This is a genomic window from Herbaspirillum sp. GW103 (assembly GCF_000261365.1).
Lineage (GTDB): Bacteria > Pseudomonadota > Gammaproteobacteria > Burkholderiales > Burkholderiaceae_D > Herbaspirillum.
In genome coordinates this window covers 287,527-308,204 of record NZ_AJVC01000004.1, presented here as the reverse complement: position 1 = coordinate 308,204, position 20,678 = coordinate 287,527, and the positions used below count along the sequence as shown (strand labels likewise).

19 protein-coding genes are annotated in these 20,678 nt (G+C 63.4%); 9 read left to right on the top strand and 10 right to left on the bottom strand.

Annotated features, from left to right (window positions below; all coding sequences use genetic code 11):
• Window positions 1-23: 23 nt before the first annotated feature.
• The 8 genes from GWL_RS13570 to GWL_RS13535 form a co-directional block, all read right to left on the bottom strand.
• Window positions 24-905, bottom strand: coding sequence for an AraC family transcriptional regulator (locus tag GWL_RS13570; RefSeq protein ID WP_034350823.1), 882 nt, complete (start codon window positions 903-905; stop codon window positions 24-26).
• Window positions 841-2,061: an ABC transporter ATP-binding protein gene (locus GWL_RS13565; protein WP_008331088.1), complete on the bottom strand. Its 1,221-nt coding sequence runs from the start codon at window positions 2,059-2,061 to the stop codon at window positions 841-843. Before GWL_RS13565 ends, GWL_RS13570 begins: the two co-directional genes overlap by 65 nt.
• Before the next feature lie 2 nt (window positions 2,062-2,063).
• Window positions 2,064-3,101 carry an NAD(P)-dependent alcohol dehydrogenase gene (locus GWL_RS13560; protein ID WP_008331087.1) on the bottom strand — a complete coding sequence of 346 codons (1,038 nt, stop codon included), beginning with the start codon at window positions 3,099-3,101 and terminating at the stop codon, window positions 2,064-2,066.
• Window positions 3,102-3,110: 9 nt separating this feature from the next.
• The gene (locus GWL_RS13555; RefSeq protein ID WP_008331086.1) at window positions 3,111-3,923 is read right to left on the bottom strand and encodes a carbohydrate ABC transporter permease; all 813 of its coding nucleotides are present in this window, start codon (window positions 3,921-3,923) and stop codon (window positions 3,111-3,113) included.
• Window positions 3,911-4,789 carry a carbohydrate ABC transporter permease gene (locus GWL_RS13550; protein ID WP_008331085.1) on the bottom strand — a complete coding sequence of 293 codons (879 nt, stop codon included), beginning with the start codon at window positions 4,787-4,789 and terminating at the stop codon, window positions 3,911-3,913. Before GWL_RS13550 ends, GWL_RS13555 begins: the two co-directional genes overlap by 13 nt.
• Window positions 4,790-4,866: 77 nt before the next feature.
• On the bottom strand, window positions 4,867-6,138 hold the full coding sequence (locus tag GWL_RS13545; RefSeq protein ID WP_008331084.1) for a sugar ABC transporter substrate-binding protein: 1,272 nt from the start codon (window positions 6,136-6,138) through the stop codon (window positions 4,867-4,869).
• A 201-nt stretch (window positions 6,139-6,339) separates the two neighbouring features.
• Entirely contained in the window at window positions 6,340-7,719 is a 1,380-nt protein-coding gene (locus GWL_RS13540) for a sensor histidine kinase (protein WP_008331083.1), read from the bottom strand.
• Window positions 7,712-8,383 (bottom strand): response regulator, encoded by a 672-nt coding sequence (locus GWL_RS13535; protein ID WP_008331081.1) that lies wholly within the window; start codon window positions 8,381-8,383, stop codon window positions 7,712-7,714. Before GWL_RS13535 ends, GWL_RS13540 begins: the two co-directional genes overlap by 8 nt.
• A gap of 167 nt (window positions 8,384-8,550) precedes the next feature.
• On the opposite strand from GWL_RS13535, the gene GWL_RS13530 reads away from it, so the two are divergent.
• The 5 genes from GWL_RS13530 to GWL_RS13510 all read left to right on the top strand — a co-directional run bounded on the left by GWL_RS13530 (window position 8,551) and on the right by GWL_RS13510 (window position 14,092).
• Window positions 8,551-9,606: an ABC transporter substrate-binding protein gene (locus GWL_RS13530; RefSeq protein ID WP_008331074.1), complete on the top strand. Its 1,056-nt coding sequence runs from the start codon at window positions 8,551-8,553 to the stop codon at window positions 9,604-9,606.
• Between the two features lie 66 nt (window positions 9,607-9,672).
• The gene (locus GWL_RS13525) at window positions 9,673-10,686 is read left to right on the top strand and encodes an ABC transporter substrate-binding protein (RefSeq protein WP_008331073.1); all 1,014 of its coding nucleotides are present in this window, start codon (window positions 9,673-9,675) and stop codon (window positions 10,684-10,686) included.
• A 137-nt stretch (window positions 10,687-10,823) separates the two neighbouring features.
• Window positions 10,824-11,651 (top strand): ABC transporter ATP-binding protein, encoded by an 828-nt coding sequence (locus GWL_RS13520; RefSeq protein ID WP_008331072.1) that lies wholly within the window; start codon window positions 10,824-10,826, stop codon window positions 11,649-11,651.
• A gap of 58 nt (window positions 11,652-11,709) precedes the next feature.
• Window positions 11,710-12,564 carry an ABC transporter permease gene (locus GWL_RS13515; RefSeq protein ID WP_008331071.1) on the top strand — a complete coding sequence of 285 codons (855 nt, stop codon included), beginning with the start codon at window positions 11,710-11,712 and terminating at the stop codon, window positions 12,562-12,564.
• 112 nt (window positions 12,565-12,676) lie between these two features.
• Window positions 12,677-14,092, top strand: a complete 1,416-nt coding sequence (locus GWL_RS13510) for a DHA2 family efflux MFS transporter permease subunit (protein WP_157174244.1) — start codon at window positions 12,677-12,679, stop codon at window positions 14,090-14,092.
• 33 nt (window positions 14,093-14,125) lie between these two features.
• Here GWL_RS13510 and GWL_RS13505 read toward each other — a convergent pair whose 3' ends face one another.
• Together GWL_RS13505 and GWL_RS13500 are read right to left on the bottom strand one after the other, a co-directional pair.
• Window positions 14,126-14,812: a Fe2+-dependent dioxygenase gene (locus GWL_RS13505; protein ID WP_008331069.1), complete on the bottom strand. Its 687-nt coding sequence runs from the start codon at window positions 14,810-14,812 to the stop codon at window positions 14,126-14,128.
• Window positions 14,813-14,828: 16 nt separating this feature from the next.
• Complete coding sequence (locus GWL_RS13500; RefSeq protein ID WP_192811580.1) at window positions 14,829-17,057, bottom strand: TonB-dependent siderophore receptor; 2,229 nt, start codon at window positions 17,055-17,057, stop codon at window positions 14,829-14,831.
• 357 nt (window positions 17,058-17,414) lie between these two features.
• On the opposite strand from GWL_RS13500, the gene GWL_RS13495 reads away from it, so the two are divergent.
• The 4 genes from GWL_RS13495 (at window position 17,415) to GWL_RS13480 (ending at window position 20,611) form a co-directional block, all read left to right on the top strand.
• Window positions 17,415-18,077, top strand: coding sequence for a response regulator transcription factor (locus GWL_RS13495; protein ID WP_008331064.1), 663 nt, complete (start codon window positions 17,415-17,417; stop codon window positions 18,075-18,077).
• Between the two features lie 16 nt (window positions 18,078-18,093).
• Complete coding sequence (locus GWL_RS13490; protein ID WP_008331062.1) at window positions 18,094-19,515, top strand: sensor histidine kinase; 1,422 nt, start codon at window positions 18,094-18,096, stop codon at window positions 19,513-19,515.
• Window positions 19,516-19,621: 106 nt separating this feature from the next.
• Complete coding sequence (locus GWL_RS13485; protein ID WP_008331060.1) at window positions 19,622-19,840, top strand: hypothetical protein; 219 nt, start codon at window positions 19,622-19,624, stop codon at window positions 19,838-19,840.
• 111 nt (window positions 19,841-19,951) lie between these two features.
• Window positions 19,952-20,611 carry a DUF1345 domain-containing protein gene (locus GWL_RS13480; RefSeq protein ID WP_008331058.1) on the top strand — a complete coding sequence of 220 codons (660 nt, stop codon included), beginning with the start codon at window positions 19,952-19,954 and terminating at the stop codon, window positions 20,609-20,611.
• The last annotated feature ends 67 nt before the right edge of the window (window positions 20,612-20,678 follow it).

Below are 20,678 nucleotides of genomic sequence, written 5' to 3'. Positions count from 1 at the left end.
CTTTGCGTACACGTGGATGGGCTTTACGCAACTGCCCGGACGTCGTCGTTGAGCCGGTGCAGCGCACGAAAGCGCGAGGGCGGCATGCCCTTGTGGGCCAGGAACTGGCGGTTGAAATTGGAGAGATTGTTGAATCCGACCCGGTAGCACACCTCGGTCACGCTCAGTGCGGTGCACATGAGCAGTTCGCAGGCTTCGTTCAGACGCAGGCCATTCTGGTACTGGATGAAGGTGCAGCCCGTATGACGCTTGAAGAAGCGGGTAAAGCTGCTCACGCTCATGCCGGCCAGTTCGGCCACGTCGCTCTCGCGCAGATTGCCGCCCAGGTTCTGGCGGATGCAGGAGAGCACCTGGTTGATGGTGGAGGACATGTGGCGCTGGGCATCCAGATCGTAGCCCGGTCCGGCCAGTGGTCTGCGTTCGCGGCAGGAGGCCAGTTGTTCCAGCACGCTCATCATCAGCACTACACGGCGCGCGCCATTGGCCTGTGCCAGGTCCCGCATCAGCGGGATGATCGACCTGCCCAGGGCATCAGGAAACTGCAAGCCGCGCGCCGCCCCCTCCAGCAGATCCTGCAAGGGCGAGAGCTCCGGGATGGCACCCAGCATGCGGTCGGCGAAGGAGCGCGAGAATTGCAGTACCAGGTCGCGCGCGGCCACCTGCTGGCCCGCACCGAGATTGCTGACCCAGTTGTGCGGCAGGTTGGGGCCAGTCAGCACCAGGTTGCCGGGGGCGAAGTCGCCGATGAAGTCGCCCACGAAGAACTTGCCGCTGGAGGCGGTGATGATGTGGACTTCGTATTCGGGATGGAAATGCCACTTGGCCACCGTGTGCGGGTAGTCATGCACCCAGGCCCTGAACGATTCGTCCTGGCGTGTATGCACCAGCTCCAGATCCGGACTCATGCTTGGTCTCCTTGCCATGCGGGCCGTCATCATGCCCGCTGGCCGCGCAGGCGGCTGCGGGCAGCGACAGGTTCTCTCCGCTTTGTACATCGAACACATGCAGCGCCTGCTCATCGAAGGCCAGGTGCAGGCGCTCGCCTGCCTGCGGCAGGTGCTGCGCGCTCACCAGGGCGGTCAGCGTCTGTTGACCGAAGCGGGTGGTCAGGAGCGCATCGGCCCCCAGGATCTCCACCAGTTCCACACTGACCGGGCAGTTCAGGCTGCGGATGGCTTCCCGCTCGTCGGCAATGCGGACGTAGTCAGGACGTACCGCCAACTTTACCGTCATTCCCGGCGTGAGGCGTGAAAACCTTTCATCCTGAAGAATCCAGCGCCGCTCTTCACAGCGTACGGCCAGCACGGCGTCGTCCCGTTCGACCACGCCATCGAGGAAGTTCATGGCGGGCGTGCCGATGAAGCCCGCCGCAAAGAGCGTACGTGGATAACGGTACAGCTCGGCCGGTGAGCCTGCCTGCACGATGCGGCCGCCGTGCATGAGGATGACGCGATCGGCCAGGGTCATCGCTTCGAGCTGGTCATGGGTGACGTAGACGGTGGTGGTGCGCAGGCGCTGGTGCAGGCGCTTGATGTCGCCGCGCAACTGGGCGCGCAGTTTGGCATCGAGATTGGAGAGCGGCTCATCGAAGAGGAACACCGAGGGCGTCTTGATGATGGCGCGCGCAATCGCGGCACGCTGCTGCTGTCCGCCGGACATGGCTCGCGGCTTGCGGTCGAGCAGGGTCTCGAGATTGAGCATGGCAGCCACCTCGCGTACGCGGCGATCGATTTCATCCGCCGGGCGCTTCAAGCGCCGCAGGCCAAAGGCGATATTGTCATAGACGTTCATGTGCGGATAGAGCGCATAGTTCTGGAACACCATGGCCACGTTGCGCTCCCGCGCGGGCAGGTCGTTGACCACCTGGCCACCGATGGAGAGTGTGCCGCCGCTGATTTCTTCCAGCCCCGCGATCATGCGCAGCATGGTGGATTTGCCGCAGCCGGAGGGGCCGAGCAGGACCACGAATTGACCGTCGCCGATACGCAAGTCCAGCGGATGCAGCACCGGCGGGCCGCCGGCGTAATGCTTGGAGAGGCCCTGGCAGTGGATGTCAGCCATGGTCAGCCTTCCATTTCGATCTGGATCTTCACATCCTGCGGATGAGCGCGCGCGGCTTCCTCGAAAGCCTCAATCCCCTGCGAGAAGGGGAAGCTGCGTGAAATGAAAGGCTTCACATCGATCATTCCCGAGCTCAGCAGGGCCAGTGCGCGCGGGAAGATGTTGGCATAGCGGAACACTGATTCCAGTCGTACTTCCTTGGTCTGCATGCTCACCACATCCAGCGCCACCGGTTCCGGCGGCATGCCGACCAGTACCGCGCAGCCGCCCGGGCAGACCAGGTCCAGCAGGGTCTGGTAGACCCCGGCATGGCCCGAGGCTTCGAAGACCACATCGGCACCCCAGCCCTCGGTAACTTGCCGTACCACATCGCTCAGCGCCTGCCGTGTCACATCCACCGTGATGACGGCCGGATTGTGCGCGAAATGCGCCAGCTTCTGCGCCACCACATCGGCCAGGATCACGCGCGCCGCGCCCCCGGCCAGGGCGGCCAGCGCGGTCATGGCGCCGATTGTGCCGGCACCGATCACCACGGCGGTGTCGCCCGGTTTCATGCGTGCCTTGGTAGCGGCTTGCAGGCCGATGGACAAGGGTTCGACGATGGCACCTTCGGCAAAGCTGACATTGTCCGGCAGCCGGTAGGTGAACGCCGCCGGATGCACCACGCTGCCGGTGAGGCAGCCGTGGATGGGCGGGGTGGCCCAGAAGCGCACGGCGGGATCGAGGTTGTACAGGCCGCGCAGGGTGGCCGGCGAATCCAGGCGCGGGATGCCCGGCTCCATGCAGACACGGTCGCCGACCTTGAGCTGGCTGACTTCGCTGCCGACCTCGGTGATGGTGCCCGAGGCTTCGTGTCCCAGTACCATGGGCGCGTCCACCTTGAAGGGGCCGATGCGACCATGGGTGTAGTAGTGCAGGTCGCTGCCACAGATGCCGACGGTATGGATGCGGATGCGCACATCCTGCGGGCCGAGCTCCTGGGGCAGGTCGATGTCGCGCAGAGCCAGTTCGCGCGTGGCTTCGAGTACGAGGGCTTGCATGGGGTCTCCTTATTTTCCGGTGAGGATGGAATTCAACAGCCGGCTCAATACGCCGACAAAGATCAGGGGCGGCAGCGCCAGCAAGACGGTGGAAGCGTTGATCACGCCCCACGGCACTTCCTGCCCCATGGAGGTAAAGGCCGAGGCCACCACCGGCAGGGTGGCGCTGTTGGAGGAGGTCAGCGCCAGGGCGATCATCAGTTCGTTCCAGACCAGCACGAAGCTGAAGATGATCCCGCCCAGCAAGGTGCCGGCGCAGTTGGGCAGGGCGATCTTCCAGAACACCGCGTAGGGGCCGTAGCCATCGAGGGTGGCGGCTTCTTCAATCTCGCGCGGCATGCGCTGGAATACCGGAATCGAGAGCCAGGTGATGGTCGAGAGCGTGGTCAGGAGGTAGGTCACGATCATCGAGAAACGCGTGTCATACAGTCCCAGATCGACCCAGATCGCAATGAGCGGAATGGCCACCGCCCCCGGCGGCAGAAAGCGCAGCGAGAGCAGGAAGAACTGGATGTCGCGCTTGCCCGGCACGTGGTAGCGCGCAATCACGTAGGCCGCCGGTACGCCCATGAGCGTACCCAGCAGCACGGCGCTGCCGACGATGACGATGCTGTTGCTCAGGCCCACCAGCACTTCCGGGCTGCCGATGACCTGGCGATAGTTTTCCAGCGTGGGTGTGAAGATGAAGCGCGGCGTCGGTGTGACGATGTCCAGCAAGGTCTTCAAGGAATTGAGCAGCGCCCACAACAGCGGAAACACCGCCACCAGCACCAGCAGGATGCCCACGCCCCAGATGGCGCAGCGTGTGATCAGTCTTCCCATTGGCTCACCCGTTTCCAGATCAGGGTAAAGATCAGTGTGGTCGCCACCATCATCAGCACCGCCATGGTGGAGGCATAGGAGACCTTGCCCGAGAGTCCGATGCCTTGTGCATAGGCATACATGTCCAGCGTCTCGGTGGCCACGCCCGGTCCACCCTTGGTCATCACGTAAATCAGGTCGAAGGAACGCAGCGATTCCACCATCTTGATGAAGACCAGGCTGATGAGCGGGGCCTTCAACATCGGCAGGGCGATATAGGCATACACCTGCCAGGTGCGCGCATGATCGAGTCGGGCCGCTTCCAGCGGTTCGGGAGGCAAGGTTTCCAGCAGCTTCAATACGATCACGGCGAAGAACAGTCCCCACTGCCAGATATCCACGGCGGCCACCGCATAGAGCGCCAGCACCGGGTCCGACAGGAAGGCCGTGTCATGGATGCCCACCAGCCCCAGCAGCCAGCCCAGGATGCCGGTCAGCGGCGAATACATGAACTTCCAGATGAAGGCGGCCGACACGCGTGGCAGCAGCACCGGCGTGATCAGCAGCACGCACATGGCCTGGCGCCATTTGCCATGGACGTTTTCGAACAGGTAGATGGCGATGAGGATGCCGAGCGCCACCGCACCCAGTACGGTGACCACTTCCCAGATGGCCGAGACTTCGATGGCGTTGAGGAAGCGCCGGTCCGACATCAGCCGCTCGATGTTGCGCAGCCAGACATAGTCACTGTCGGGATAGCGCAGCACGCGATTTTTCAGCGCCAGGTTGATCGCCGCCACCGTCGGCACCAGCCCCAGCACCAGCATCACCAACAGTGAGGGGCCGAGGAACAGGTAGGGCAGCGAGGTCTTTCCACGATTGAACATGCAGGACTCCGGAATCCGCCCTGGTCCGGCAAGGGAGCAGGGCGGCTGCAGCGTGTAACGCGATTGAATGAAGTAAATTATTTACGCGCGTGTTCCATCGCGTCCTGCGCATACTGCGCGGCTTCGTCCAGGGCACGCGGAATATCCTTGCGGGTACCGGTGAAGATTTCTTCCAGCGTCACGCCGAGGTTGTCGCCGATGTCCGGCCATTGCGGGCTGGGCCAGATGGTCAGCCTGGAGACCGGCGTGGTGTCCTTCAGGCCGGCGAGGATTTGCGGCTTGACGTGCTTTTGGAAGTAATCGCTCTGGATGGTGCTGGTGCGGTTGTAGTCGCTGAAGACCTTTTCGCGCAGACGGGCCTGTTCCTGTTCCTTGCCGGTAGCAAAGGCGATGAATTTGCCCGCCGCCTGGCGGGTGCACTCATCCTTGGCGCCGACGGCGGAAATGGCCAGCCCGTGGCCGTAGGCGGCCGAAGGCAGCGGTGCGGGCGGACGCGCATAGCCGACCTTGTCGGCCACGCTGGATTTGCTGCTGTCCTCCATCCAGTCGGCGAAGGGCGTGGACTCGATCATGAAGGCCACCTTGCCGGAGCGGAAGGCTTCCAGCGCATTGCTCCAGTCATAGGTAGCCGCGCCCGGGGGCGCGTACTTGAACAGTTCGGCATAGAGTTGCGTGGCCTTGACCGCAGCGGGCGAGTTGAAGGCCGGCTGGTTGTTCTTGTCGGTCCACTGGCCACCCTGCGCCAGCATGAAGGGCGCCCAGCGCCAGACGTTCATCCCCGAGCCGCGCTGGCCGCGTGCCACCCAGCCATAGACGTTCGGGGGAGAATGCAGTTTCTTGATGTCGGCCACCAGTTCGTCCAGCGTGCGTGGCACTGGCAGCCCGGCTTTTTCCAGCAGGTCGCGACGATAGAAGAGAAAGTCCGAGCCCCCGATCAGCGGTGCGAAATACGCCACGTCCTTGTAACTGGCCACGGCGCGGCGACCGGGCAGGAAGTCCTGATAGTCGGCGTCCTTGGGGAAATACTTCAACAGCGGCACGATCCAGCCCGCCGAGGCAAACTCGGCCACGTTGGCTTCGTCGACGTAATACACCTGGTAGGAACCGGCCTTGGTGGAGGCATCCAGGCGCGACTTGGCGCGCCGGTCGTTCTCGCCGAAGTAGCTGATCTCGATGCGGGTGCCGGTGCGCTTCTGGTAATCGGCCAGCGATTTTTCCATCACGGTCAGGCCCAGGCTCTTCTGCGCCAGCACCTTCAGCACGGGGACATTGCAGGACTGCGCCGATGCCACCAAGGGCAGGGCAGCGCCAAGGACGGCGCACGCGGCGCCCAAGCGGATCTTGTTCACGGTTTGTCTCCTGGTTTTTTTATCGTTCAGGCGGGTGCCGGTGCAGCGGAGGACACTGCGCAGCCCCATTTGCCTTGAGGGCAGGAGCAAGAGTACGAGGGCAGGGCGCGCCGCTCCACGCCAAAAGCGTGCCGCGGGCTGATACTTTTTGATCGTTTGTATTGGGCGCTGCGCGCTTTTGTATTGCTGCGCGCCGAGGCGTCAGCTTTCCAATGCCGGCAGGCTCACGGTCGCCACCAGCCCGCTCCCGCCGGCCGGCGCGTCGAGCCGGATCGATCCCTGCGAAGCCTGCACGATCTCGCGCACGATGGCCAGTCCCAGTCCGGAGCCCGGCTGGTCCGGCGCGGCATTGCGATAGAAGCGTTCGAAGACGCGTTCGCGCACCTCGGCCGCAATGCCGGGGCCATTGTCGGTGACGGTGATGACGACCTGGCCACGCCTGTGTGCCAGCCCCACCGTGACCTTGCCGCCCGGCGGCGTATAGCGCAGGGCATTGTCGATCAGGTTCATGAACAGGCCCATCAATTGCGCCTCGTTGCCGTTGACCATGGCACTTTCCAGCGTGCTCTCCAGCCCGAGATCGATGCCCTTCTTCAGGGCCAGCCCGGCCAGTTCTTCCAGCACCATGGCCGCCACCGCCATCAGGTCCACCGGCGCGCGCGGGAAGGCGATGCTGTTGGAGGCTTCGGCCTGCGAGAGCAGCAAGAGTTTGTTGGTCAGGTCGGTCATGCTGCGGCTGCTGTCCTGCAGCGCGGCCAGCACTTCCTTGACCCGCGCCGGATCGTCCAGCTGGCGGGCGAACTGGATCTGTGAATCGATCACCGCCAGGGGCGTGCGCAACTGATGCGCGGCATCGGCCACGAAGCGCTTCTGCACCGTCACCTGGGCATTGAGGCGGAAGATGTACTGGTTGATGGCTTCCACGATGGGCCGCAATTCCTGCTGCAGAGCGCCGGCACGCAGCGGCGTGAGTGAGTCCGGCTCGCGCGTGGTCAGTTCATCCTTGAGCGCCAGCAGGGGGCGCAGTTCCATCGTCAGGCCCAGCACCACCAGGCTGATGGCCAGCAACAGCAGCACGATCTGACGACGCAGCGAGGCATGCCACTGGTCGGCGATCATTTCCTGGCGTCCCTGCATGGTCTGGCCCACCGACACGGCCACCATGCGCAGCGTGCCTTCGTCGAACAGCGCGCGGATGTAGCTGACCACGCGCAGCGGCTTGCCTTCGAAGGTGGTCGTGGCATAGACCGGATAGAGCGCCGCAAAGTCAGGCCGGACGGGGAAATCCGGGCGACCGGCCAGGAGCGTGTCATCATCCATGCGCACCTGGTAATACACCGCATCCTGGGCCGGCGAGGCAAACAGTTCCAGTGCGGCAGGCGGTATTGAAACCACCGGGGCGCCATCATTCCAGCCCACCTGGCCCGCCATCATGCGGGCCGACGCCAGCAGCGCGCGGTCCTGCACCAGGGTGGCGCTGGAGACGGCGTTGTCATAGGCATCGCTGGTGGACAAGCCCACGTAGACCGCCATCGGGATCAGCAGCCACCACAGCAGGCGCAGGCGCAGGCTGTCAATCATCTTTCTGCTTCAACAGATAGCCCAGGCCGCGCAGGGTCATGATGGCCGCGCTGGAGTGTTCCAGTTTCTTGCGCAGGCGCGAAATGTAGATTTCGATGGCGTCCGCGCTGGGCTCTTCGGAAAGACTGAAGACACCCTTCATCAGCGCCGTTTTCGATACGGTCTTGCCCTGCTTCAACATCAGTACTTCCAGTACGTCATGCTCCCGTGCCGGTAGCGCCAGGGTGGCACCGGCGATGGCGAACTGGCGCGTGTTGCTGTCATAGACCAGGTCGCCGCAATGAATCTCGGCGGCCTTGTCGGGTGTCTGGCGGCGCACCAGCACCTTGATGCGGGCCACCAGCTCGCGGATCTCGAAGGGTTTGACCAGGTAGTCATCGGCGCCGGCGCCCAGGCACTCGACCTTTTCATCGATGGAGCCGCTGGCCGTCAGGATCATCACCGGCACACCGTTGTGGCGCTCGCGCAGGCGGCGCAGCACGTTCTTGCCGTGCAGCTTGGGCAGCATCAGGTCCAGCAGCACGACATCGTAATTCTCGTCGCGCAGCACCTGGTCGGCGATCTCGCCATCGGCGGCGATATCGACCTTGAACTTGTGTTCCTTGAGGATCTGCTCCAGCCAGTGGGCAAGCTGGGGATTGTCTTCGATGAGGAGCAATTTCATGCGTTGGTCTCTTGTTCTTGACGTTCTTTTTGTTGCACTGCAAAGCAAAAAGCCGAAATTTGGAAAGCTGGATGAAGGTTTCGGCTTCTTAGAATAGGCCCGCAAGTCTACAAGAAGTGAAGATGGCGACAGACCATCCCACCCCAAAAAATATGGAGACAATCATAATGCGTCACGACACCCCTGTGTTTCCGCGTTCGCTCGCGGCCCCATTGCGCCGCAGCCTGCGCGCCTTGACCATCGGCGCCATGGCCGCCTGCACGCTCGGTCTGATCGCCCCGCAGGCCCATGCGGCCGACAAGATCATCATCATGGTGGGCGGCATCAACAAGCTCATTTACCTGCCGCCCAAGCTGGCCGAAAGCCTGGGCTACTTCAAGGACGAAGGCCTGGACGTGGAACTGCAGTCGCAGCCGGCCGGGGTCGATGCCGAGAATGAACTGCTGGCCGGGGCCGTGCAGGCGGTGGTGGGTTTCTATGACCACTCCATCGACCTGCAGAGCAAAGGCAAGGAAGTGACCTCCATCACCCAGCTGCTGCGGGTACCGGGCGGCATGGAGATGGTGCGCGCCGACCTGGCTGACAGTGTCCACAGCATGGCCGATCTCAAGGGGCGGACCCTGGGCGTGACCGGGCTGGGTTCGTCCTCCAGTTTCCTGGCGCAATACCTGGCCGCCCGCGCCGGACTGAAGTCGGGCGACTACTCGATGCTGCCCGTCGGTGCCGGCAATACCCTGATCGCCGCCATGAAGCAGAAGCGCGTGGATGTGGCCTGGACCACTGAACCGACCACCTCCATCCTGCTGGCCTCGGGTGCGGCCAAGGTGCTGGTCGACATGAGCACCGTGGAGGGCACCAAGGCCGCGCTGGGCGGACTCTATCCGGCCTCCAGCGTCTATGTGCACCGTTCCTGGATGAACAGCCACAAGGCCGAGGCGCAGAAGCTGGCGCGCGCCTTCGTCAAGACGCTCAAGTACATCCAGACCCATTCCGCCGAAGACATCGCCGAGAAGATGCCCAAGGATTACTACGGCGGCAACAAGGCCATCTACGTGCAGGCGCTCAAGGCCTCGCTGCCGATGTATTCGCCTGATGGCAAGATGCCCGCCGGCGGCCCCGAGCAGGTGCTCAAGGTGATGGCCGGCTTCAATCCCAACATCAAGGGCAAGAACATCGACCTTGCCAAGACCTATACCAACGAGTTTGTCGACGCGGCACAGTGAATTGCGCCGTCTATATGAAGACCCCGTAGAATTCGCGGGCTGCTGGATCCATTTCGAGGAGCTGACATGAACAAAAATTTCCGTCGTGGCCTGTTGTCGCTGGCCGTTGCCGGCACCGTGCTGGCCGCCATGCCGATCCAGGCGTCGGCTGCCGCCAAAATCACCATCATGGTGGGCGGCATCAACAAGATGGTCTACCTGCCGGCCAAGCTGGCCGAACAGCTGGGCTATTTCAAGGAAGAGGGCCTGGACGTGGAGCTGCAGTCGCAGCCGGCCGGGGTCGATGCCGAGAATGAGCTGCTGGCCGGGGCCGTTCAGGCGGTGGTCGGTTTCTATGATCACTCCATCGACCTGCAGACCAAGGGCAAGGAAGTCACCGCCATCACCATCCTGGGCCAGGTGCCGGGTGAAGTGGAACTGGTCTCGACCAAGGCCGCGCCGCACTTCCAGAGCATGGCCGATGCCAAGGGCAAGACCCTGGGCGTGACCGGACTGGGTTCGTCCACCAACTTCCTGACGCAATACCTGGCCTCCCGCGAGGGCATCACCTCCAAGCAGTTCTCGGTATTGCCGGTGGGCGCCGACAATACCTTCATCGCCGCCATGAAGCAGGGCCGCATCGATGCCGGCATGACCACCGAACCGACCGCATCGCAGTTGCTCAAGACGGGCGACGCCAAGGTGCTCATCGACATGCGTACCGTGGAGGGTACCGTCAAGGCGCTGGGCGGACTGTATCCGGCCTCCAGCGTCTACGTGCAGCGTAGCTGGCTCAACAGCCACAAGGACGAGGCCCAGAAGCTGGCACACGCCTTCGTCAAGACGCTCAAATTCATCAATACCCACACCGCCGAGCAGATCGCCGACAAGATGCCCAAGGACTATTACGGCAACAACAAGCCGCTGTATGTCCAGGCGCTGAGCAATTCGCTGCCGATGTATTCGCAGGACGGCAAGATGCCCAAGGGCGGCCCCGAAACCGTACTGGCTGTGCTGTCGGGTTTCAACCCCAACGTCAAGGGCAAGCATGTGGACTTGTCCAAGACCTACACGGATGAATTCGTCAGCACCATGAAATGAGGCCGGAACTGGCCAGTGAGCAGTGAGCATTGGCCAGTCCTTCCCTGCATTCGATCCATCCCGTCAATGATTTACGCCATGATGCGCGTGCGCGCGTCAGGGCGGCACTCAACCTTCAGCTACGAAAGAGCCCCACGATGAACGCCATCAACCAGCAGGCCTTCACCCCCGCCGGCCAGGCCGCCCAGGCAACGCCGGCCATCGAACTGCGCAACGTGAGCTGCCGCTTCATTACCGCCGATGGCAAGGCCACCGTGGCGCTGCGTGATTTCTCCATGAGCGTGGCGCGCGGTGAATTCGTCGCCGTGGTCGGCCCGACCGGTTGCGGCAAGTCGACCACGCTCTCGCTCATCACCGGCCTGCTCAAGCCCACCGTGGGCGAGGTGCGGGTGATGGGGCAGCCGGTCAACGGCATCGATCCGCGCATCGGTTTCGTGTTCCAGAACGACGCCGTCTTCCCCTGGCGCAGCGTGCGCGACAACGTCGCCGCCGGTCCGATGTTCCGTGGCCAGTCCAAGGAACAGGCGCATGCCCTGGCCGACGAATGGATCCGCCGCGTGGGCCTGGACAAGTTCGGCGACCACTATCCGCACCAGCTCTCCGGCGGCATGCGCAAGCGCGTGGCGCTGGCCCAGACCTTCATCAACAGCCCCGAGATCTTGCTGATGGATGAACCCTTCTCGGCGCTCGACATGCAGACCCGCACCCTGATGCAGGATGAACTGCTGCGCCTGTGGTCGGCCCATTCGGGCTCGGTGGTGTTCGTCACCCACGACCTGGAGGAAGCCATCGCCTTGGCCGACAAGGTCTATGTACTCACCGCACGTCCGGCCACCTTGAAGAGCGTCTACCCCATCGACCTGCCGCGTCCGCGCGTGATGGAGGAGGTGCGTTACGAGCAGCGCTTCATCGATATCTCGCGCCGTATCTGGGCCGATCTGCGCGAGGAAGTCCACATCGCGTGATGCGGCTGGACGCGCGTACGTACATCGCCTATTCAATTCTGAAATACAGGGGAATCCCATGACACAAGCACAAGCAAGCCACAACGCCCCGATGATGGACATCGCCGCCGTCGAAGCGGAGGCGCAACGCAAGATCCGCGCGCGTCACCAACTGGTGATCGGCCTGCGCATCGCCATCCTGGTGATCGTCCTGGGCGGCTGGGAAGTCTGCGCGCGTATCGGCTGGATCGATCCGTTCTTCTTTTCCCAGCCCTCGCTGATCGTGGCGCAGATCTACGATTGGATGGTGGAAGGGACTTCCCAGGGTTCGCTCTGGACCCAGGTCCTGGTGACGCTGGAAGAGACCGTGCTGGGCTTCCTGATCGGCTCGGTGGCCGGGGTCATCGCCGGCATCGTCCTTGGGCGCAACAAGCTGCTCTCGGATGTCTTCAGCCTCTACATCCAGATCGCCAATTCGATTCCGCGCGTGGTGCTGGGTTCGATCTTCGTCATCGCCTTCGGCCTGGGCATGGCCTCCAAGGTGGCGCTGGCGGTGGTGATGGTGTTCTTCGTGGTGTTCGCCAATGCCTTCCAGGGCGTACGCGAGGCTGACCGCTACATGATCGCCAACGCCCAGATCCTCGGTGCCTCGCGCCGCCAGGTGACCATGGCGGTAGTGGTTCCCTCGGCGCTGTCGTGGATCCTGGCCAGCCTGCACGTGAGCTTCGGCTTTGCACTGGTGGGGGCCGTGGTGGGCGAGTTCCTCGGTTCCAAACAGGGTATCGGCCTGCTGATCTCCACCGCCCAGGGCGCCTTCAATGCCAGCGGCGTGTTCGCGGCCATGATCGTGCTGGCGGTGGTGGCCCTGGCGGCGGACTGGCTGCTGCATGCGCTGGAACGACGCCTGCTGAAGTGGCGTCCGCAGGCCTTCTGATGAGAAGGCGCTCAAGGCGTAGAATGTGGCGGTAGTACGCGGGGACACGGATGCTTGCGAGCGACGTGTCCCCGCCGTATTTTCGCCAGCGCATTCCCACTTCGACTTCGCCATGTCCGCCAACTTGCCGCCGCGTCTTCGCGACACGCCCGCCCCCGCCTCTCTCAACGATCCCGTGACCCAGCGTGCCTTGCTGTGGATCGTCGCGTCGGGCTTCTTCATGCAGACGCTGGACACCACCATCGTCAACACCGCCTTGCCCGCCATGGCGCGCAGCCTGGGCGAACCGGTCCTGAACATGCACCCGGTCGTGGTGGCCTATACGCTGACCATGGCCTCGCTCACGCCGGCCTCCGGCTGGCTGGCCGACCGTTTCGGCACGCGCCGCGTGTATTTTGCGGCGATCCTGCTGTTCGCGCTGGGCTCGGTGCTGTGCGCGGTGGCGTCGACGCTGCCATTGCTGCTGGCCGCGCGTGTGGTGCAGGGGCTGGGGGGATCGATGTTGCTGCCGGTCGGACGCCTGGCCGTGTTGCGGGCCGTGCCGGGCGCGCAGTATATCGCCGCGCTGGCCTCGATCTCGATTGCCGGGCAGCTTGGGCCGGTGGTCGGCCCTGTACTGGGCGGCTGGCTGGTGGAAAGCCTGTCCTGGCACTGGATCTTTCTGATCAACTTGCCTGTAGGTGTACTGGGGATGGGGGCCGTACTGTACTTTCTCCCCGATGACAAGCTTGCCGGTCCACTTCGCTTCGACCTGATCGGGTGCGTCTTGCTGTCCGCCTGCATGGTGGCCTTCTCGCTGGCGCTGGACGTGCCTTTCGATCACAACCGTACTGGCTGGAGCATCGGACTGTTCGGTCTGGCAGCGCTGACTGTACTGGTCTACTGGCGCCATGCGTCCGTTCATCCGCGTCCACTGTTCCGGCTCGGTCTGTTTGGTGAGCCCAATTTCAGCATCGGACTGGCCGGCAACCTGGTGTGTCGCATCGGTTCTTCGGCGGTACCCTTCCTGCTGCCCCTGCTCTTGCAGGTGCGGCTGGGCTATTCGCCGCTGCATGCGGGCATGCTGCTGCTGCCGGCGGCCATCGCCGGCACCATCGCCAAGCCGTGGATCGCCCCGCTGGTCAAGCGTTTCGGCTATGACCGCTTCCTGCTGGTCAATACGGCCATCGTCGGCCTGTCCATCGTCTCCTTCGCGCTGATCACGCCCGGCTGGCCGCTGGCGGCGTCGATCGTGCAACTGGCCGTCTTCGGCGCCTCCAACTCGATGCAGTTCGCGGCCATGAACAGTGTGACCTTGAAGGGGCTGCGCAAGGAAGATGCGGGTAGCGGCAACAGTCTGTTCTCGATGGTGCAGATGCTGGCCATCGGGCTGGGAGTGACCATCGGCAGCACCATGGTCAATCTGTTCAAGAACGAGGCGGGCATGGCGACCAACGCCAGCTTCCAGATTACCTTCGTGATCGTGGGCGCGATCACCCTGATCTCGGCCTGGGTGTTCCGCAAGATGGATCCGCGCTACTTCCGATAAACGATATCAATCATTGGGCCGGCGCAGGAGCGATCAGGTCTCGCTCCATTGTCGCAGCAGGTTGTGGTAGCAGCCCACCAGGGTGCGCCGTGCGAGCGCATCGGCATCGGTCTGGTTCAGGCGCTGGATGGCGTTGTCCATGTCGAACAGCATCTGGCGCTGGCCATCGTCGCGCACCAGGCTTTGAATCCAGAAGAAACAGCCCATGCGTACGCCGCGCGTGATCGGTGTCACGGTATGCAGGCTGGTGGCCGGATAGAGCACCATGTCGCCGGCGGCCAGCTTGACGCTGTGCATGCCGTAGCTGTCGTCGATCTGCAATTCACCGCCATCGTAGTCAGCCGGGTCGGCCAGGAACAGCGTGGCCGAAACGTCGGTGCGCAGCTTGCGTCCCGTATGCGGATGAATGCGCACGCTGCCGTCGACGTGGGCACCAAAGTGCATGCCCTCGCCATAGCGATTGAACATGGGCGGGTAGATCAGGTTGGGCAGTGCCGCGCTGATGAAGCGCGGATGCCGCTCCAGCGCAGAGACGATGATGCGCTGGCATTGCAGGGCGACCTCCGAATGCTCGTCGATCTGCTGGTTGAACTTCACCGGCGCACCCTGGTAGCCCGCCGTGACGCGCCCATCCACCCAGGCTTGGCCCGCCTGGTCCAGCAAGTTGCGTACGTGCTGCAGGGCTTGCGGGTCCAGCAGCTGAGGGATGGTGATGAGCATGGGCGCGTCTTCTTTCTTACATGCGATAGGTCAGTGACAGCAGGGCGGTACGGCCCGAACCCGGGACCGAACGGCCGCCGTCGGACTGGATCAGCGCATCGTAATACATCTTGTTGCTCAGGTTGTAGAGGTTCAGGCGGATGTCGTAGGCCTTGGTGGTGTAGGCCAGCATCGCGTCGTAACGGGTGTAGCCGCCGACCTGCACGGTGTTGGTAGCGTTGGCATAGCGCTGCGACATATAGGTCGCGCCGCCACCGACCTGCCAGTGCGGGGCCAGGTCGTAGGTGGTCCAGGTGGTCAGGGTGTGCTTGGGCGTGTTGACCGGGATCTTGCCTACCGACGTGTCGGCCACGGCACCGCCGATGACCTTGGCATCCAGGTAGGTGTAGTTGGCGGCGATCTGCCAGTCGCGTGTGATGCGACCGGTGGCACCGGCGCGCGCACCGTTGACGCGGACCGTACCGGCCAGTGCGTAGACGCCGGTAGCCACCTGGCTGCGGGCGTTTTCCTTGGTGATCTGGAAGCCGGCGGCAGTCAGCGCCAGGCCTTCTGCGACATCCCACTTGCCACCGACTTCATAGGAACGGTTCTTTTCCGGATCCAGGTTCTGCTGGCCTGCGGTACCGGTCAACTGCTCCAGCGAAGGATTGAATGAGGTGCCGTAGGAAACGTAATAGGACTGCGCGACACTGGGCTGCCAGATTGCGCCCGAACGTACGCTCAGGAAGTTCACGCTCTGCTGGGCATAGCCCAGTGCGGTGGAACCGGTGGTATTGCCCGAGTTGATCGAATTGGTGATGCTGGCCACATAGCGGTCATAGCGCAGGCCGCCCACCAGCTTCCATTGCGGCACCAGCGCGATGGTGTCGCCCACATAGGCGGCGATGGTGTTGGCGCTGCCACCGGCATGGTTGCCGGCGGTATCGGCTACGCTGCTGCCGGCAGCGCTGTAGGACGGATTGACCACGCTCACGCAATCCAGGTAGCCGGTGGTGGCACCGGAGGCATTGAGCGAGCGGCCATTGCAGCTGCCGTTGCGGTAAGAGGCCTGGTTGTCGTAGCCGTCGTGGCCGACTTCCACACCGACGATGGCATCGTGCTTGACGCTGCCGGTGGCGAACTTGGCCGCCAGTTCGGTCTGGTTGAAGATGGAATAGTCGGTGATCACACGGTCATGGCTCTGACCGCGCACGTAGAGGCTGGACAGCGGCAGGCTGCTGCTGGCATTGGTGAGCGCCGTGAAGCCGCTGGAAGAGATCGTGCCGATGGTATTGGGCGCGGTTTCCACCGCATCGGTGTGCACGTAGTTGAACTGGGTCTGATTGCGCAGCGTGACGTCCGGGGCGATTCGGTGCTTGATGCCTGCATTGAACGAAGCCACGTCCTGGATGGTGCGGTCACTGTCCAGGCCATAGGCGGTATTGCGGTCGACGTTGACGGGATGGCCGTTCAGTGCCGGCAGGCCGTAATCGGGCTGGTCCTGGTTGTGTTGCAACAGGGCCGACAGGGTGATCTCGGTGGGGGTACCGATGCCCCAGACATAAGAGCCGGCCAGGCCGAAGTCCTGCACGTCGGTCTGGTTGCGCGTGCTGGCCGCGCCGTTCTGGGCCATGGCTTCGATGCGCAGGGCCGAGGTGTCCGAGAGCGGACGGTTCACATCGACCGTGCTGCGCACCAGACCATTGGTGCTGACCGAACCGGAGATTTCGGTGGCGGCCTTCAGATTGGCCTTCTTGCTGACCTGGTTGATGATGCCGCCGGTGGAGCCACGCCCGAAGAGCATCGAGGAAGGGCCCATGAGGACTTCCACTTCCTCGATGGCGAAGGTGTCGCGGTAGTACTGGCCACGGTCGCGGAAGCCATCGAGATAGATGTCGGTGCGCGCCGAGAAGCCGTTGAGGTTGATGTTGTTGCCGATCTGACCGCCTTCGGCCCCGCCCAGGGTGATGCCGGACACGTTGCGCAGCGCATCGGCCAGCGAACTCACGCCTTGCGACTGCATCTGCGCCTTGTTGACCACGGTCACCGATTGCGCCACGTCGTGCAGGTCGGCGGGCAGTTTGGTGAGGGCGGTGCCGGTGCTGGCGAAGTCATCCCGACGGCCTTCCACCGTGACGGGGGCGAGCTGGCTGTCGGCCGGCGCGGTGGTGGTGGCGCTGTCGGGAGTGGCCTGCTGCGCGTGGGCGGCGAGAGGGACGGCAAAGAGGGCGACCAATGCGGCGGCCATCGGCGTGAGACGGTTCATGTTGTTCTTGTCGCTAGTGGAGTAGGAAATGATGAGGCGGTCCGCTCGCGCAGGACCGCCTCGCATGGCTGGCTACTCCGTCCTTCGACAAGGAGGGACGTTTGGCTGGCTGGTGACCAGTGTTTTTTACATGCTAATGATTGGGATTCTCATTCGCATGGCTGGCAAGATTAAGGGTCAAGCCTGACAAAGTGCTGTCAACAAGCTGACGCCGAACTGAGTGTGACAAAAAAGAAACACTCTGCGCATGCCGCCCCCCGCCTGGGCGAACGCCTCATTTGCAGCATGGCCTGGGCTGCAATACGATGCAGCGTTACGCAGATGTTTTGCGCCGTTTTTCTCAACAGAAGTCCCCCTATGAATGTTTTGCTGGTCGAAGACGACCCGGTACTCACCGACGGTCTGTCGCGGGTACTCAACTCGCATGGTTTCACCGTGCATACCGTCAACAACGGCAACGATGCGCTGTCGCAGCGTTTCAACGCGGCCGTGCTGGTGCTCGACATCGGCCTGCCCGGCATCGATGGTTTCGAGGTCCTGCGCCGCATGCGCGCCAACGGCAACAACACGCCCGTGCTGCTGCTGACTGCCCGCGATACCATTCCCGACCGCGTGCATGGCCTGGAACTGGGGGCCGATGACTATCTGGTCAAGCCCTTCGCCACGCCCGAGCTGGTGGCCCGCATCAAGGCGCTGATCCGCCGCAGCGCGCCGCAACCGGCGCAACTGACCGTGGGTGGTCTGTCGCTGGACAATGCCACCAAGCGCGCCGATATCGATGGTCGCAAGATCGAACTGTCGCTGCGCGAATGGACGGTGCTGGAATACCTGATGCAGCACGCCTCGCGCGTGGTTTCCAAGCAGCAGATCATCGATGCCGTCCTGCCCTGGGGCGAGGACTTCACCATCAATGCGGTGGAGGTCTATGTCTCGCGCATCCGCCTGAAGATCGCTGATTCGGGCGTGGTCATCCGCACCATTCGCGGCTTCGGCTACATGCTCGAAAAGAGCGAGAACTGAACCGGTACGCCGCACCATGACGGTCATCGACCAGCAGGCGGACAGCACTGCTGCGGCCCCGCGTCCTTCCGGGAACCCTCACCTCAGCATCCGGCGCGACCTGCTCAGGTGGCTGATCGCGCCCTTGCTGCTGCTGAACCTGGTGGGGGCCGGCCTGACCTACTGGCTGGCCTGGCTGCCGGCCCAGCATGCCTTCGACCAGAACCTGATGGATTCCACCTGGGGCCTGTATGCGCAAGTGCGCCATCGCCAGGAACGCACCACGGCCGAGCTGACCCAGCAGGCCGAACAGATCCTGCGCAGCAATCACTCCGACACCACCTTCTTTGCCGTGCGCAATACCGAGGGCGAGATCCTGGTCGGCGACAAGGGATTCCCGCAATTGCCGGAAAGCGAGATCTACGATCGTCCCTTCAACTATGACGGCCAGATGCGCGGTGAGCCGGTCCGTATTTCGGCCATGCAGGTGCGGGTCAAGAATGGCGTGATCTCGGTGGCCGTGGCCGAGACCCTGCGCAAGCGCGACCGCGCCCATTACACCATCCTGCTGTCCTTCCTGCTGCTGGATGGCGCGCTGACCTTCGGTTCGCTGTCGGTGGTGCTGATCGCCGTGCGGCGTGGTCTGCGTCCCTTGAAGAGCCTGCAGCGCAACCTGGAGCAGCGCGGCCACGGCAAGCTGGGGGCCATCGACGGACTCGGCGCGCCGGTGGAACTGCAGCCGCTGATCGTGGCGATGAATGAACTCATGGCCCGTATCAGCAAGGGCGAACAGGCGCAGCAGAACTTCATGGCCGATGTCGCCCATCAGTTGCGTACGCCCCTGACCGGCCTGAAGCTGCAACTGGAGCTGCTGCACGACAAGCACCAGGACCAGCCCGATACCGCCCGCTCGCTGGCGATGATGAATTCCTCGGTGGAACGCATGATCCGTCAGAGCCGGCAACTGCTGGCACTGGCCCGCTCCGAACCGGGCCTGTTCGAAAGCCGCAAGCTGGAAGAACTGTCGCTGCACAAGCTGGTGGAAGAATCGGTGCAGCACTTCATCGAGGAGGCCGACAAGAAGCAGATCGACCTCGGCTTCGATCTGCAACCGGCGCGTCTGCGCGGCGACCGTTTCCTGCTCGCCGACCTGATCGACAACCTCATCGACAATGCCGTGCGCTACTCTCCCCAACACGGGACGGTGACGGTGCGCTGCCTGGAAGAAGCGGGCGCCACCGTATTGACGGTGGAAGATTCCGGTCCCGGCATTGCTCCCGAGCACCGCGAGCTGATCTTCGACCGCTACTATCGCGCCAATGACAAGATCGCCGGCAGCGGCCTGGGTCTGGCCATCGTGCGCGAGATCGCGCATGACCATGGCGGCGTCATCACGGTCGATTGCAAGGAGCAGGGGCAGGGCACCATCTTCACCGTGCGCTTTCCTCTGGCGGCCTGACGTCGCCGGCGATGGCCGTACTTGCCGCAGGACATCATGCTTGCACAGAACCTCATGCCTGCGGCTGTGTCAAACGGGCTTCATCGTGAACGACACAGGAGGCAGCATGACGGACAAGGTCTTGCAAAGTGGCACCCATATCGCCCGCTACGATGCGGTGGAAAAACCCGATGAAGGCTTCGAGGCCCAAGTCTTCGTGCGTCTCTCGCGTGAGCCCGAGATTGCCGAAACATACATTCCCGTGGGCATTTTCCCGACCGAGGAAGAAGCCCTGGCCAGCGCCCGCGAACGCGCCAGGCGCGCCTTGAAGGAGCATGAATTCTGAGCCGCGCGCCGCTGGCGGGAGCGCACAGGCCATGCTAACCTGCCCCTGCGTGACGCCGCAGCCTGAGGATGCAGGCGTCGCTCCAGAAGGCTCACCCTACCAAGAAGAACAATGTCTGTCGCCCGCCACATCCTCCAGGTCCACCCGCGCTTGCTCATCGGCATCGGCGTGGGGATTGCCGCCGCCCTCCTTGCTCCTGCCGGCAACTGGACAGGCCGCAGCCTCATCGGCTGGAATGTCGGCGTCTGGTTCTATCTGCTGAGCCTGTGGCTGATGATGTTGCGGGCCGATGCCGGGGCCGTCAGGCGTCTGGCCGAGACCGAGGATGAGAGCGCCCATGTGGTGCTGGTGATGGTCTGCGTGGCTGCCATTGCCAGTCTTCTGGCCATCCTGCTGGAGCTCGGCGGCAGCAGTCATCACGACGAGCGTGGACGGTTGTTGCGCTATGCCTTCACGGCCTCTACCGTCTTCGGCTCCTGGTCTCTGATCGGGACCATTTTCACGCTGCATTACGCGCGCCTTTTCTATGCCGAGGACGACGATGCGCAAGCCCTGCCGTTGCGTTTTCCCGATGGCATACGCAATCCCGGCTACTGGGATTTCCTGTATTTCGCCTTCACCATCAGTGTGGCGGTGCAGACCTCGGACGTGGCCGTGGCCTCGCGCGCGCTGCGCAAATCGGTGCTGGCGCATTCGCTGATCTGCTTTGTCTTCAATGCCGCCATCATCGGTTTGTCCATCAATATCGCCGCCGGCCTGGCCGGCAGCTGAAACGAATGCCCATGTCAGGATGACCGTGCCGTGGAACTGAACTGCCGGCACTTTGTCCTACCGGCGC

Bases quoted from the DNA above. Each gene is read 5' to 3' on its own strand.
- GWL_RS13520 (WP_008331072.1), top strand. From the start codon at position 10,824: ATGAACGCCATCAACCAGCAGGCCTTCACCCCCGCCGGCCAGGCCGCC.
- GWL_RS13570 (WP_034350823.1), bottom strand. From the start codon at position 905: ATGAGTCCGGATCTGGAGCTGGTGCATACACGCCAGGACGAATCGTTC.
- GWL_RS13485 (WP_008331060.1), top strand. From the start codon at position 19,622: ATGACGGACAAGGTCTTGCAAAGTGGCACCCATATCGCCCGCTACGAT.
- GWL_RS13525 (WP_008331073.1), top strand. From the start codon at position 9,673: ATGAACAAAAATTTCCGTCGTGGCCTGTTGTCGCTGGCCGTTGCCGGC.
- GWL_RS13530 (WP_008331074.1), top strand. From the start codon at position 8,551: ATGCGTCACGACACCCCTGTGTTTCCGCGTTCGCTCGCGGCCCCATTG.
- GWL_RS13560 (WP_008331087.1), bottom strand. From the start codon at position 3,101: ATGCAAGCCCTCGTACTCGAAGCCACGCGCGAACTGGCTCTGCGCGAC.
- GWL_RS13540 (WP_008331083.1), bottom strand. From the start codon at position 7,719: ATGATTGACAGCCTGCGCCTGCGCCTGCTGTGGTGGCTGCTGATCCCG.
- GWL_RS13565 (WP_008331088.1), bottom strand. From the start codon at position 2,061: ATGGCTGACATCCACTGCCAGGGCCTCTCCAAGCATTACGCCGGCGGC.
- GWL_RS13510 (WP_157174244.1), top strand. From the start codon at position 12,677: ATGTCCGCCAACTTGCCGCCGCGTCTTCGCGACACGCCCGCCCCCGCC.
- GWL_RS13480 (WP_008331058.1), top strand. From the start codon at position 19,952: ATGTCTGTCGCCCGCCACATCCTCCAGGTCCACCCGCGCTTGCTCATC.
- GWL_RS13515 (WP_008331071.1), top strand. From the start codon at position 11,710: ATGACACAAGCACAAGCAAGCCACAACGCCCCGATGATGGACATCGCC.
- GWL_RS13495 (WP_008331064.1), top strand. From the start codon at position 17,415: ATGAATGTTTTGCTGGTCGAAGACGACCCGGTACTCACCGACGGTCTG.
- GWL_RS13505 (WP_008331069.1), bottom strand. From the start codon at position 14,812: ATGCTCATCACCATCCCTCAGCTGCTGGACCCGCAAGCCCTGCAGCAC.
- GWL_RS13490 (WP_008331062.1), top strand. From the start codon at position 18,094: ATGACGGTCATCGACCAGCAGGCGGACAGCACTGCTGCGGCCCCGCGT.
- GWL_RS13555 (WP_008331086.1), bottom strand. From the start codon at position 3,923: ATGGGAAGACTGATCACACGCTGCGCCATCTGGGGCGTGGGCATCCTG.
- GWL_RS13535 (WP_008331081.1), bottom strand. From the start codon at position 8,383: ATGAAATTGCTCCTCATCGAAGACAATCCCCAGCTTGCCCACTGGCTG.
- GWL_RS13500 (WP_192811580.1), bottom strand. From the start codon at position 17,057: ATGAACCGTCTCACGCCGATGGCCGCCGCATTGGTCGCCCTCTTTGCC.
- GWL_RS13550 (WP_008331085.1), bottom strand. From the start codon at position 4,789: ATGTTCAATCGTGGAAAGACCTCGCTGCCCTACCTGTTCCTCGGCCCC.